This is a genomic window from Rhizobium sp. F40D2, assembly GCF_051810745.2.
Taxonomy (GTDB): domain Bacteria; phylum Pseudomonadota; class Alphaproteobacteria; order Rhizobiales; family Rhizobiaceae; genus Rhizobium.
In genome coordinates, this window is the sequence record NZ_CM131436.1 from 2,427,409 (window position 1) to 2,440,926 (window position 13,518).

Annotated in this window: 12 protein-coding genes; 4 read left to right on the forward strand and 8 right to left on the reverse strand. The window is 61.6% G+C overall.

The features are described 5' to 3' along the window. Position 1 precedes the first annotated feature (1 nt). The 3 genes from ACS4RS_RS11665 to pobA form a co-directional block, all read right to left on the reverse strand. Entirely contained in the window at positions 2-865 is an 864-nt protein-coding gene (locus tag ACS4RS_RS11665; RefSeq protein ID WP_439010846.1) for an ABC transporter permease subunit, read from the reverse strand. Between the two features lie 68 nt (positions 866-933). Next, a complete protein-coding gene (locus ACS4RS_RS11670; protein WP_439010845.1) occupies positions 934-2,106 on the reverse strand; it encodes an ABC transporter substrate-binding protein in 1,173 nt (390 codons plus the stop codon). A 65-nt stretch (positions 2,107-2,171) separates the two neighbouring features. Continuing rightward, positions 2,172-3,344 carry a 4-hydroxybenzoate 3-monooxygenase gene (gene pobA / locus ACS4RS_RS11675; RefSeq protein ID WP_439010844.1) on the reverse strand — a complete coding sequence of 391 codons (1,173 nt, stop codon included), beginning with the start codon at positions 3,342-3,344 and terminating at the stop codon, positions 2,172-2,174. Between the two features lie 117 nt (positions 3,345-3,461). On the opposite strand from pobA, the gene ACS4RS_RS11680 reads away from it, so the two are divergent. Further along, positions 3,462-4,352 carry a helix-turn-helix domain-containing protein gene (locus ACS4RS_RS11680; RefSeq protein WP_439010843.1) on the forward strand — a complete coding sequence of 297 codons (891 nt, stop codon included), beginning with the start codon at positions 3,462-3,464 and terminating at the stop codon, positions 4,350-4,352. Positions 4,353-4,363: 11 nt separating this feature from the next. Here the strand turns inward: ACS4RS_RS11680 and ACS4RS_RS11685 are convergent, their stop codons facing one another. The 4 genes from ACS4RS_RS11685 to ACS4RS_RS11700 all read right to left on the reverse strand — a co-directional run bounded on the left by ACS4RS_RS11685 (position 4,364) and on the right by ACS4RS_RS11700 (position 10,896). Then, positions 4,364-6,766, reverse strand: coding sequence for a phosphoketolase (locus tag ACS4RS_RS11685; RefSeq protein WP_439010842.1), 2,403 nt, complete (start codon positions 6,764-6,766; stop codon positions 4,364-4,366). Between the two features lie 72 nt (positions 6,767-6,838). Beyond that, complete coding sequence (locus tag ACS4RS_RS11690; protein WP_439010841.1) at positions 6,839-8,017, reverse strand: acetate/propionate family kinase; 1,179 nt, start codon at positions 8,015-8,017, stop codon at positions 6,839-6,841. A gap of 241 nt (positions 8,018-8,258) precedes the next feature. Beyond that, on the reverse strand, positions 8,259-9,830 hold the full coding sequence (locus tag ACS4RS_RS11695; protein ID WP_439010840.1) for an EAL domain-containing protein: 1,572 nt from the start codon (positions 9,828-9,830) through the stop codon (positions 8,259-8,261). A 511-nt stretch (positions 9,831-10,341) separates the two neighbouring features. Further along, positions 10,342-10,896: a histidine phosphatase family protein gene (locus ACS4RS_RS11700; RefSeq protein ID WP_449313661.1), complete on the reverse strand. Its 555-nt coding sequence runs from the start codon at positions 10,894-10,896 to the stop codon at positions 10,342-10,344. Between the two features lie 232 nt (positions 10,897-11,128). Here ACS4RS_RS11700 and ACS4RS_RS11705 point away from each other — a divergent pair, with 232 nt between their 5' ends. From ACS4RS_RS11705 to ACS4RS_RS11715, 3 genes are all read left to right on the forward strand, one after another. Beyond that, positions 11,129-11,338 (forward strand): CbtB domain-containing protein, encoded by a 210-nt coding sequence (locus ACS4RS_RS11705; protein WP_439010838.1) that lies wholly within the window; start codon positions 11,129-11,131, stop codon positions 11,336-11,338. A gap of 99 nt (positions 11,339-11,437) precedes the next feature. Beyond that, positions 11,438-12,184, forward strand: a complete 747-nt coding sequence (locus tag ACS4RS_RS11710) for a CbtA family protein (protein WP_439010837.1) — start codon at positions 11,438-11,440, stop codon at positions 12,182-12,184. 50 nt (positions 12,185-12,234) lie between these two features. Further along, entirely contained in the window at positions 12,235-12,867 is a 633-nt protein-coding gene (locus ACS4RS_RS11715) for a hypothetical protein (RefSeq protein ID WP_439010836.1), read from the forward strand. On the opposite strand, the gene ACS4RS_RS11720 is transcribed toward ACS4RS_RS11715, so the two are convergent. Beyond that, a complete protein-coding gene (locus ACS4RS_RS11720; protein WP_439010835.1) occupies positions 12,852-13,514 on the reverse strand; it encodes a sulfite oxidase-like oxidoreductase in 663 nt (220 codons plus the stop codon). The genes ACS4RS_RS11715 and ACS4RS_RS11720 overlap by 16 nt on opposite strands. Positions 13,515-13,518: the final 4 nt, after the last annotated feature.

The following is a 13,518-nucleotide window of genomic DNA, read 5'->3' on the forward strand; positions in this document are numbered from 1 at the left end:
CTCACTTCGCCCTTCCTGCAAGGCCGCGCGGAAAAACGCAGATGATCGCGATGACCGCGAGATAGAAGAAGAATTCGCCGAATTCAGGCATCAGATAACGTCCTGTCGTATCGATCGCCCCGAGCAGCAGGCAGGCGATCAGCGCGCCCGGAATGGAGCCCGCGCCACCGACGGAGACGACGACCAGGAAGGTGACCATGTAGCGTAGTGCGTAATAGGGCTCGACCGGTAGAAGTTCGGCGCCAACCACGCCGCCGAAGGCAGCAAGCCCGACGGCGACGGCGAAGCTCACGGCATAGATGATTTCGGTGCGCACGCCGAGCGCCGCGGCCATCGCCGCATCGTCGACGGAGGCGCGCAGCTTGACGCCGAAGCTGGTTCTTTCGATCGCGAACCAGAGTGCGAGAGCAACCGCGAGGCCGCAGAAGATAACGAAAAGCCGGTGAACGGGAATGGTGCGGAAGCCGAGATCGGCTGATCCCTGCAGCGCGGCCGGAAGCGGTATGGTCTTCAGCGTCGGCCCCATCGCGTAATTGGCGATGCCGATCACGCAGAAGGTGATGCCGATCGTCATCAGCACCTGGGTCAGCTCCGGCGCGCCGTAGATCCGGCGGTAGAGCAAACGCTCGAGCGGGATCGCGACGAGGATCGTGACGACGATGGCGGCGATGACCGCTATCGCATAACCGAGGCCGAGATCGCGTGCGGCATAGGAGGCGATATAGCCTCCGATCATCGCAAAGGCGCCGTGCGCCAAATTGACGACACGCATCAGCCCCATGGTCACCGATAGGCCGATCGATATGACGAAGAGCACCATGCCATAGGCAAAGGCGTCGACGGCTATGCTGAAGACGGTCTGCATGGAAATACCTTGCTTCGAGGCGACGGGCGCGGGTGGTCCGCGTCCGCCGCCTATCACGATGCCGGATGTTACTTGGCGGCGGCCAGGCCCGGATCGCCTTGCTTCTCGAAGATCTGGACCTCCTTGTTGATGTAGGTCCCGTCATCGGCCTTGGCGACTTCGCGCAGATAGATGTTCTGCGTGATGTGACGGCTTTCCGGATCGATCGAAACCGGGCCGCGGGGGCTTACCCAAGCAAGGCCCTTCACCGCATCGACCGCCGTTTGGGCATCCTGCTTGCCGCCTGTCGCCTCGATCATCTTGTAGATGACATACATGCCGTCATAGGCGCTGACTGCGGGGAAGGAGAGTTCGGCCTTGTTGCCGATCGCCTTGGCGGCGGCCTCGACGAAAGCCTTGTTTTCGGGTGAATCGTGCGAAACGGCATAATGGAAAGTCGTCTGGATGCCGAGTGCGGCATCACCAAGGGCCGGCAGGTCGGATTCCTGCGTCAGATCTCCAGGCGCAAAGAACTTGATGCCGGCGGCCTTCAGGCCGTTTTCATTGTAGGCCTTGACGAAGCCGAGCGTCGTCGGGCCGGAGGGCAGGAAGGCGAAGACGCCTTCCGCGCCGGAATCCTTGATGCGCTGCATGATCGGGCTGAAGTCATTGGTTGCGAGCGGCATGCGGATTGCCTCGACAACCTGGCCGCCGGCCTTTTCAAAGCCGGTCTTGAAGGCATTCTCCGCGTCGATGCCCGGGCCGTAGTCGCTGACGACCGAGATCACTTTCTTGACGCCCGCGTCGAAGGCGACCTTGGCGATCGGCGTCGAGGTCTGCCAGGTGGTAAACGAGGTGCGCACGACCAGCGGGCTCTTGGTCACGATCGCCGAGGTGGCGGCGTTCATGATGACCATCGGCACATTGGCCTGCTTGAGGATCGGCGTCACCGCCATGGCATCCGGGGTGAAATAGAAGCCGGCGAGATACTGGACCTTTTCCTTGACGATCAGCTCCTGCGCCAGCGCCTTGGATTGGGCGGGGTCGGCCTGCGGCACGTCGCGATAGACGATCTCGACCGTGTCGTTGCCGACCTTGCTGCCGTTGACCGCCATATAGGCGTCGATGCCGGCCTTGAAATTCTTGCCCTGAAGGGCGAACGGACCGGAGAACGGGCCGATGACGCCGACCTTGATGGTGTCGGCATGGGCAACGCTGCTGAGCACGATTGCCGCAAACGCGGCGAGAACGAGCTTCTTCATGGTTTTGATTCCTCCCTTTTCAAAATGCGGACCTCGATGGTTCGCACCAGTCTCAAATCTTCATGTCAGAATGGCAATCCCACATAGTTTTCCGCAAGCGCCGTCGAGGCCGCACGGGAATGGGTGAGATAATCGAGCTCCGCCTCCTGGATCTTCTGGTCGAAATCGCCGGTATCGGGAAAACGGTGCATCATCGTCGTCATCCACCAGGAAAACCGCACGGCCTTCCACACGCGGGCAAGCGCGGTCTGCGAATAGGCTTCAATGCCGCGGTCCGAGCCTTCGCGGTAATGCTCGATCAGTCCGGAGAAAAGATAATGAACGTCGCTGGCCGCAAGGTTCAGCCCCTTGGCGCCGGTCGGCGGCACGATATGGGCGGCGTCGCCGACCAGGAAAAGCCGGCCGAAACGCAGGGGCTCGGCGACGAAGGAGCGCAATGGAGCGATCGATTTCTCGAAGGAGGGCGCGGTCATCAGCGCTTCGGCATGATGCGTCGGCAGACGTCTTCTGAGTTCGTCCCAGAAGCGATCGTCGCTCCAGTCCTCGATCTTCTCGTCGAGTGCGCATTGGATGTAATAGCGGCTGCGCGTGGCCGAGCGCATCGAACAGAGCGCAAAGCCCCTCGGATGGTTGGCGTAGATCAGCTCATGGCTGACCGGGGCCACGTCGGCAAGCAGGCCCAGCCAGCCGAAGGGGTAGACCTTCTCGAAACGCCTCATGGCCCGTTCGGGAACGGCCTTGCGGCTCGCTCCATGAAAGCCGTCGCAGCCGGCGATGAAGTCGCAATCGATGCGCTGCGCGACGCCGTCCTTGGTGTAGGTGACGAAGGCGGAGCCGCCGTCGAAATCGTGCGGCGCGACATCGGCGGCATCGTAGATCGACAGGGCGCCGCTTGCTTCGCGGCGCTCCATCAGATCGCGCGTCACCTCGGTCTGCCCGTAGACGGTGACCCGCCTGCCGCCGGTCAAATCGTGCAGGTCGATGCGATGGTCGCGGCCGTCGAAAGCCAGCGAGAAACCGTCATGCGGCAGGCCCTCGGCATGCAGTCTCGCTCCGGCCTTCGCCTGATCCAGCAACCCGACAGTGCCTTCCTCCAGAACGCCGGCGCGCACCCGGCTGAGGATGTAATCCTTGTTGACGCGATCGAGAACGACATTGTCGATGCCGGCCTCGGTCAGAAGCTGACCGAGTAGCAGGCCGGATGGTCCCGAACCGATGATAGCGACCTGGGTTCGCAAATGCGTCCTCCCTGACATTTTTGCGTTTTGCCAGATTCTGCCGCGCTGTCCCTGCCGCAGCAATGGACATCCCGGCCTAAAAATTGCACTAATCGAACATTGCGCGGGAGAAGCCCGATGAGCAGGCATATACCGACATACGATCTCTATGGCGAAAATACCGGTCGAGGGCCGGATTTTTGGTTGCATTGCGAAACAATTCGCTCCCGCAGCAGCTTGCATCAATGGGAAATCCGCCTGCACCGCCACGAGAGTTTCTTTCAGATATTGTACATCGAAAGCGGTTCGGGCGATGCGATCTTCGGCGAAAAGAGCCATACCATCCGCCCGCCGGCAGTCATCACCGTGCCGCCCGGGCTCAACCACGGCTTTCGCTTTTCGCGCGATATCGACGGTCTCGTCATAACCTTATTGAGATCCCATCTCAGCCACCCGCTTGGTGACCGGAGCCAGCTCGGCGAATGGCTGGCGACGCCGCATCTGACGCTGCTCGATCCTGATAATGCCGAGGCTGCCTATGTCATGCAGACATTGCGGCGCCTGGGTGACGAGTTCGAAAATCGCCGCAGCGGCCGCAACGAGACGCTGGGGGCCTATGTTGCTCTGGCGCTGCGGCTGACGGCGAGGATTTCGCATGAGGGAGATAGTTACGAGCTTGCGTCGAATGAGAACGCGCGGCGCATGGAGATGCTGAACGAGCTTCTTCAACAGCATTTCCGATCGCACAAGCCCGCTTCCTTCTACGCCAGCGAGCTTGGAATTTCGCCGACGCATCTCACCCGCATTGTCCGATCGACGACCGGCAGCACGCCGCACGAGCTGATCGCCGGCAAACTCATCGAGGAGGCGAAACGCCAGCTCGTTTTTACGCTCGGCAGCGTTCAGGAGATCTCCTTCCGGCTCGGCTTTGCCGACCCCGCCTATTTCTCGCGCTTCTTTTTCAAATATACGGGAGAAACGCCGCGGGTATGGCGCGTGAAGGAAAAGGCTCGGCTCGAGCGCGCATAGGTTTCGGGCATTCACCTACGACGCATTCCCGGGCTCGCCGGCCACGTCCAGTTCTGCACCTCCGGCATGTCCTCGCCATACTCCCTTACATAGTCGTGATGCTTGGCAAGCTGGCCGCGGAAGGCGGTGAGTGCATCCGACGCCTTCTCCTTCAGACCTGGGACCCGTTCGATCGCTTCAATGGCGAGGTGGAAGCGGTCGAGTTCGTTGAGGACGGTCATGTCGAAGGGTGTCGTCGTTGTGCCTTCCTCGATGAAGCCGCGAACGTGGATGTTGCGGTGGTTGGTGCGTTTATAGGTCAGGCGGTGAATGAGGTAGGGATAGCCGTGATAAGCGAAAATCACTGGCTTGTCTGATGTGAAGATCGCATCGAAGGCCTCGTCGGTCAGGCCGTGCGGATGCTGGTCTCTGGATTGCAGTGCAAGGAGATCGACGACGTTGACGGTGCGGATCTTCAGGTCGGGGATGGCCTTGCGCAGGAGGTCGACGGCAGCGAGCGTTTCCATTGTCGGCACGTCGCCGGCGCAGGCCATGACGAGGTCGGGAGAAGTCGTATCCTCCTCGTTGCTCGCCCAGTGCCAGATGCCGATGCCGGCCTCGCAGTGTTTCACCGCCTCCTCCATCGACAGCCATTGCGGCTCCGGCTGCTTGCCGGCGACGATGACGTTGATGCGGTCGTAAGTCCGCAGGCAATGGTCGCCGACCCAGAGCAGGGTGTTGGCATCCGGCGGCAGATAGATGCGGACAATGTCGGCCTTCTTGTTGGCGACGAGATCGATGAAGCCCGGATCCTGATGGCTGAAGCCATTATGGTCCTGGCGCCAGACATGCGAAGTCAGCAGATAATTCAGCGATGAGATCGGCTTTCGCCATTCGAGCTCGCGCGTCACCTTCAGCCATTTGGCGTGCTGGTTGAACATGGAATCGATGATGTGGATGAAGGCCTCGTAGCAGGAGAAGAGGCCGTGCCGGCCCGTCAGCAGGTAGCCTTCCAGCCAGCCCTGGCAGAGATGTTCGGAGAGCACCTCCATGACGCGTCCATCCCGGGAGAGATGGATGTCATAAGGTTCGATACCTTCCATCCAGATGCGGTCGGTGACTTCGAAGACGCTGCCGAGTCGGTTGGATTCCGTCTCATCGGGGCCGAAGATACGGAAGTTGGCGGCCGCCGCGTTGCGCTTCATCGTGTCGCGCAGGTAATGGCCGAGGATCTCCGTCGACTGTACCATGGCGCTGCCTCGCGTGCCGATATCGACCGCATAGTCGCTTATATCGGGAACATCGAGCTCTCTGCGTAGCAAGCCGCCATTGGCGTGGGGATTAGCGCCCATCCGGCGCTTGCCGACGGGCGCCAGCGCCTGCAGTTCAGGCTTCAGCCGGCCGTCGGCGCCGAAAAGATCTTCCGGATCGTAGCTGCGCATCCAGTCCTCGAGGATCTTACGGTGGCCATCGTTCTCGCGGCAGTTGGAGACCGGCACCTGATGAGCGCGCCAGAAGCCTTCCACCTTCTTGCCGTCGACCTCCTTCGGCCCGGTCCAGCCCTTGGGGCTGCGCAGCACGATCATCGGCAAGCGCGGGCAGCCCTCCGCGGCCTTACCGTTGCGGGCCTGCTTCTGAATCTCGCGGATGCGGTCGAAGATCTGGTCCATCGTCGCAGCCATCTGCTGATGCATGTCACGCGGCTCATGACCTTCGACGAAGAAGGGTTCGTAGCCGTAGCCTTCGAAGAGGCGCCGGAGGTCATCGTCACCCGCACGGCCGAGAATGGTCGGATTGGCGATTTTGTAGCCGTTCAGATGCAGGATCGGCAGCACGGCGCCGTCGCGGGCAGGATTGAGGAATTTGTTGGAATGCCAGCTGGCGGCCAGCGGCCCGGTTTCGGCTTCGCCGTCGCCGACGACGCAGGCGACGATCAGATCGGGATTGTCGAAGGCGGCGCCATAGGCATGGACGAGGGCGTAACCGAGTTCGCCGCCCTCATGAATGGAACCGGGGGTTTCCGGCGCTGCATGGCTCGGAATGCCGCCCGGAAAGGAGAATTGCCGGAAGAGCTTGCGCATGCCTTCGGCATCCTCTGATATGTCAGGGTAGAGCTCGCTGTAGCTGCCTTCGAGATAGGTATTGGCGACCATGCCCGGCCCGCCGTGGCCGGGGCCGCATATGTAGATGACGTCGAGGTCGCGGGCGCGGATCAGACGGTTCAGATGCGCATAGATGAAGTTGAGGCCGGGTGTCGTGCCCCAGTGGCCGAGCAGGCGGGGCTTGATGTGCTCCGGTTTCAGCGGCTCGCGCAGCAGCGGATTGGCGAGCAGATAGATTTGCCCGACCGAGAGATAGTTGGCGGCTCGCCAATAGCGGTCGGTCAGGGTGAGTTCGGCGTCGGTCAGGGCGGCGGTCGAGACATGCTTTTCCATGAGTTTCTCCCGTTCGAAAACGTCTTCAACGTCTGTTCTACCGGCTGGCGCCGGCATGTTATTTGATCTCGATCAGCCAGTGCCAAGAATGGACAGCGCCTCGTCGGCGATGACCTGCTCCTCATCGGTGGCGACGACATGGGCGGCGATACGACTTTCCCAAGTGCTGATCGCGAACGCATTGGCGATATTGGCCTTTTCCTCGATCGCAAGGCCGAGCCAGGAGAGTCTCCTCGCCACGCCGGCGCGGATCTCCGGCTGATGCTCGCCGACACCGGCGGTGAAGACGACGGCGTCAAGGCCGCCGAGCGTCACAGCCATACGGCCGATTTCGCCGGCGATGCGCAGCGTGAAGAGGTCGATTGCCTGGCGCGCCGCGGGCCGCGTGTCGTTCAAAAGGTCGCGGATATCGGCGCTGATGCCGGAGACACCGAGCAGGCCGGAGCGATGATAGAGCAGGTCTGCGATTTCTTCGAAGGATTGTTTCCGTTGACTGGCCAGATGCAGAATAACGCCAGCATCGAGTGAACCGGGGCGCGTCGCCATCGGGATGCCGTCGAGCGTCGAAAAGCCCATGCTGCAGTCGCGGCTGACACCTTGGTCGAGCGCACAGAGGCTGGCGCCGCTGCCGAGATGGGCGACCACCGCCTTTGCCGCGTGCGGCGCGTTGCGGGTTAGCTGGCCGGCGATGAATTTATAGGAAAGGCCATGAAAGCCGTAACGCTTGATGCCTTCCGCATGTAGCGCGCGGGGAATGGCGAAGCGGCGAACGAGATCGTCCTGCGTGGCATGGAAGGCCGTGTCGAAGGAGGCCGTCTGGGCAAGATGCGGTTTCAGATGCGCCAGCGCGCGGATGAAACGCAGCGCCTGCGGCTGATGCAGGGGTGCCAGCGGCGTCAGCGCATCGACGGCATCGATTGTGGCGGCGTCGAGGGCGGTGGCGCTGGTGAAGCGGTCGCCGCCATGGACGACGCGGTGGCCGGCGGCGCGGGCGGCGGCAATGTCGAAATGATCGGCGAGAAGCGCGAAGGCCTCATCGATGACGCCGTGCAGGCCTTCCGTCACCTCGGCCTGCAACGGCATTTCGAATGTCTGCGATCCCTTAACCAGGCCGAGCGAGAGCGGTTCGGCGCGGAAATCGATAACGCCTTTGCCGAGGCGCCGCGCCTTATCGCCATCCATCGCGAAGATACCGATCTTGACGGTCGAAGAGCCGGCGTTGAAGGTCAGGAGCAGGTCGGTCGATGCCATGATCTTCGGAGGCTCCGCACAGTCGTCACGATGGCCGAACTTAGTGCGGGGACTGCGGACGGGAAGGCGTCTAGCGGCCCTTAACGCGTTTTGTCGATGCGCAGCCTATCGTCATGTTCGGCTTGGATCGAGTACAGCTCTCATCGATATGCCGGGCCTGGAAGCATGCGGTCGGCGCTGGCGGCCTCGATTGCATCCGTGTTCTCCCTCATCGACGCTCGATTTTTTTAAAGGTGTATCTTCAGGCCGTAGACGCCAGACTGGCATTGCGATCGCTGATGAAGATGCCCGCCTCGGCGGCGGGCATCGCCTTGCCGAAAAGATAGCCCTGGCCGATGTCGCAGCCGAGCTGCAGCAGGAAGGCGAGCTGGCCGTGCTCCTCGACGCCTTCCGCAGTCGTCTTGATGTTAAGGCTCCGGCCGAGTCCAAGCATGGCGCGGACGATCTTTTCCTGACGTTCGTCGCCGCGATAGGTGGCGATGAAGCTTTTGTCGATCTTGATCTTGTCGAAACGGTAGCGGGCGAGCTGAGCGAGGCTCGAATAACCCGTGCCGAAATCGTCGAGCGCGATCTGGATGCCGGCCGCGTGCAGTTCATCAAGGATGACGGCGGCGACGGCGGGATCTTGAATCAACGCGTTTTCGGTGATCTCAACTTCCAGGCGCTGCGGCGGCAGCCGGCTTGCCGAAAGGACCTTGAGAATGCGCGATGTCAGCAGCCTGTCTTCCATCTGTACCGGCGAGACGTTGAAGGACAGCATCACATGGTCCGGCCAGGTGAGTGCGTCGCTGCAGGCCTGGGCGAGAAGATCCTCGAACAAGGCGGTGATCATCCCGTTTTCCTCGGCGATGTCGATGAAGACCGGCGGCGGGATGTTGACGCCGTCCTCGCCGATCCAGCGCGCCAGAGCCTCGAAACCGCAGAGCTGACCGGTCTTCAGGTCAATCAGCGGCTGATAGAAGAGTTTGATCTGCTTGTTGGAGATTGCGGCACGCAGCCTGGTTTCCAGCGCAGCCCGCTCCGCGACCTTGTCCTGCATGGCCGGTTCGAAAACGAAATAATGATTGGGGCCGCGTGATTTCGCCTCGTACATGGCGAGGTCGGCCCGATGAGCGGCATCCTCCAGCGGTTCGGCTCCCTCGACCCAGCGGTCGTAGCCGACGCTGGCGCCGACTTCGACGGCAAAACCATCGATATGGATCGGCCGGGTGACCGCCTGGATCAGCAGCTTGGCAAAACGCTCCTCGCGCTGCGCCGTCAGGGCAAAGGCAATAATGATGAATTCGTCGCCGCCGAAGCGATAGACGCAATCGGCGCTGCCGAGCGCGCAGATCCGTCTGGCAACCTCGATCAGCAGAATGTCGCCGCCTTTGTGGCCGACGAGATCGTTGACTTTCTTGAAGCCGTCGAGATCGACGGAGAAGAGTGTGACGTTCTGGTCCCACTCCTCGATCTGGTCCTCGTCGTCCTTGATCGGCCGTGAAAGGATCTTGCGCTCGAAGGCGTAGCGGCTCGGCAGCTTGGTCAGATGGTCGTGGGTTGCGGTCCAATCGGCCTTCGCCTGGGCGGCGGCGCGCAGTTCCGTTTCCTTGCGCAGATCGGCGATGCGCAGCACCGAATAGATGAAGCTCATGGCGCCGGCGATGCCAAGCGCCAGAACGAGTTTGTCGGCGCCGTATTCGCCGAAACCGGTCATGAAGAAGACCAGGCTATCGTCAAGCTGCAAAAGCGCGCCGAGGAGCCAGAGAGTTATCCCAAGCACGACGATCGATACGCATTGCCTTCCGGCCCTGCTCTGGAAAAACACCGGCATATGGCCTTCTCCATCTCCACCTGTGCCGAACTATCATGAAAGTCTGAAATGTTCGTTGAAACCAGAAGGCGAATTATTGGAGACGGCAGCCTGTTGATGCACCGTCGAGAGACGGACGTGCTTCTCGTGACGCGGGGGCGGGAAAGAACGAAGGCGAGCGTGCTGGTGCATCGCTCGCCCTTTCTCGTGTTTCAGGCGGTGACAATTAACAGCGGAACGCTGACGATGAGACCGACCAGAACCGTGATTGTGGCGAGACGCGTCAAACGCAGGCGACGCGTGCGCTCTCCACTCCAATCATATGCCATGTCTTCCATCTCCTTGGGACAAGGAAGTAGTCCCGGCGAAACCGGGTTCAATAGAGATGACGCGATTTGCTTGTGTAAGGCTGGATAAGATGAGGGATCGCTAATGCGCGTCGCATTAAACGGATTCATGCGACGCGCTTTAGCTCTTTGTTTTGATGCATGTCGTTATCCCGGAACCGCCGCACACTTCCAGGCGACATACATTAGTGCTGAAAACGCAGAGACCAGCGCCGTCCATCGCTGGTCATGTGAATGACGGCGAGCGGCTCGATGTCGACGAGCCAGAAGGAGGAGGGCGGTGCCCGAAGCGCATGGGCGACCGCCGCCCGGATGATGGCGGCGTGGCTAATGGCGATCACATGGCCGCCGAGGGCGCATTCATTGTCCATCCAGCTGGCGACGCGTGTTCGAAGATCAAGAAGGCTCTCGCCTCCGTGCGGGGCGGCTTCCGGGTTCGTCATCCAGGCCATGAGGTTCTCCGGCTCCTCGGCCTCGATCGCCGCGATCGACTTGCCGGCCCAGCGGCCATGATCGCAGTCGCCAAGCGCCGGGTCTATCCGGGCTTGGAGACGGAGCGCGTCGGCAGTCTGGCAGGCGCGCAACGCCGGGCTAACGGCAATACGATCGGCGCGGGGCAGGGCGGCCATCCTGCCGGCTTCCTCCGTTGCCTTGGCTTCCAACGGTTCGTCGATCGGAAACATGGCCTTGCGGCTTGCCGCCGTCGCACCGTGGCAGATCCAGGTAAGGCGCGTGTTCACGGTCTTCTGATCTCCCGGGAATACAGTAGGACAACCCTTTGCCGGCACGTGAAGTTTCGTTGACAGTCTCTTCGGCGTGCAGATATAACCGGGCTGTTGCGGGTTTGGAAGCCGGTGGAAATCCGGCGCGGTCGCGCCACTGTGACCAGCGTGTCGAAGGTTCTTCGCGCTGGAAGTCAGACCTTACCGCACAAGCAATCTTTCGACTGAACGCGTCATTCCGGAGGAATACATGTCTGACACCACTTTCACGCCCGTCGTGGCACCGGCACCGATCCCCGTAGGAGAGATCCTACCCTGGGCGATCTTCGGCGGCCTGCTGATGCTCATCGCCATCTATTTCGTCGGCACCGAGGAAGGCGCGACCGCGCTGTTCAACGGCATGTATGTGCACGAATTCGTGCATGACGCCCGCCACCTCCTCGGCTTCCCCTGCCACTAGAGCGGTTCGGCAGAACCGCTCTAAGCTTTGTTTTAACGCAATTCCGAACGGGAAACCGCTTCGCGCTTTTCCTGGAATTGCTCTAGGGGAGTTCCTGGCATGGTTGGAAACCTTCTGCTTCGCGGCATGCTCGCGGGCCTGATTGCTGGCTTCCTCGTCTTCGCCTTCGCCCATGTCTTCGGCGAGCCGCTGGTCGATGCGGCGATCGCTTTCGAGGAGGCGAGCGCGCAGGCGGCCGGCGAAGCCGCCGAACCTGAAATCGTCAGCCGCGCCACGCAGGCCGGTCTTGGCCTTTTCACCGGTGTCATGGCCTACAGCATTGCCGTCGGCGGGCTATTCGCGCTTGCCTTCGCTTTCGTGCACGGCCGCGTCAGCAATCTTTCGGCGCGCGGCACCTCGGCGGTCATCGCCATCGGCGCCTTCGTGGCGATCGTGCTCGTTCCCGCTTTCAAATATCCGGCCAACCCGCCGGCGGTCGGCAATGCCGATACGATCGGCGTCAGGACCGAACTATTCTTCCTGATGATCGTCGTTTCGGTTGCTGCCCTGATCGCCGCTGTCGCGCTGTCGCGCCGTCTTTCGGAGCGTTTCGGCCTCTGGAACAGCGCGATCATCGCCGGCATCGCCTATCTCGTCTTCATCGGCCTCGTGCTCTATCTGCTGCCGCCGATCAACGAGGTGCCGGAGAACTTCTCGGCCATGGTGCTCTGGCGTTTCCGGACGACAACGCTCGCCATGCATGCGATCCTCTGGGCAACGCTTGGCCTTGGCTTCGGGGCGCTTGTGGAAAAGCGGCTTGCCGTAAAGGACGGGCAGCGGAGCCGGCCGGCGAGGGCCTTCCACTGAGCACATCGAGGGGCGCCATTTTGTCGGCGCCCTTAGGTTTTCGGGCCGCTATGAAAAGCTGCAGAACCTTATCGCTCCTGTCGACCGCGTTTGCCGCCGCCGCTTTCTTTAGCGTGTTTGCCGGAAACGCCCTTGCGCATGGCCGCAGCGCCGGCAGCAGCCATGCCGGCCTCGATATCCCTGAAATCTCGCATGGAGAGATGGCGGTGATTTCGGACTATCGCGGCCGAATTATCGACCTGGCGTCCCGTGCAGTCGATACGAATGAGCCGTTCCGGCGCGTCCTGAACTATGCCGAGATCCAATACTCCTACTGTCTATGGGGCCGGATGCCGGGCAGCGTGAGCGACGAGGAGAGCCCGTTCAACGAATGCGCTCATGCCTATCTGGCGGCGGCCAAGGCGGTATTGCTTGAGATGCGCGGGATGCCGGGGGAGGCCGTTGCGGCTGATGAAATCATTTCCGCGGTCGACGCCGATATGGTGCGGCGTAGCCTGGCGCTCATCACCTGCCGGTTCAGCGGCGAGGCCTTCAACACCGCCGATGTCGTCAAACCACGCTGGAGTAAAGTGCCGTTTCATACCGCCAGTATGGCATCGCTGACGGGGCTTGCCGCTCTGTTCGCCCTTTTGGTGATTGCACTTCGCCGCTTTCTGCGGCCGAAGGCTCAATCGTCGGAATAGCGCTGCTCGCGCCACGGATCGCCATACATGTGGTAGCCGTTCTTTTCCCAGAAGCCGGCTTCGTCGTCCGGCATCAGCTCAATGCGGCGCAGCCATTTGGCGCTTTTCCAGAAATAAAGATGCGGCACGACGAGGCGCATCGGGCCGCCGTGATCCGGCGTCAGCGGCAGGCCTTCCCAGGATGTCGCAAGGATCGCGTCGTCGTCGGCGAAATCGGCAAGCGGCAGGTTGGTGGTATAGCCGTCATAACTCGTCAGTATGACGTAACCGGCTTGCGGCTTCGGCATGGCGAGATCGAGCAGATCGCGGGTCGAAACACCCTTCCACTTATTGTCGTAGCGCGACCAGGTGGTGACGCAGTGGATATCGCTGACCTTAGTGCTCTGCTCGATCGCCTGGAAGTCGGCCCAGGTGAGGCTGAGCGGTGTTTCGACGAGGCCGCGCACATCGAGCCGCCAGCTATCCGTGGAGACGGTGGGCTGTTGGCCAAGATCGAGCACCGGCCAGTTCATGACGAGGTGCTGCCCGGGCGGCAGGCGCTCGGTTTCAGGGCGGCTGATGCGGCCGGTCAGGAACTTGCCCTCAGCCGCCCAGCGCCGCTTGGAGTTGGTAAGCTTGCTGTCGGCGGGCGTATTGTCGTCGCTCATAATG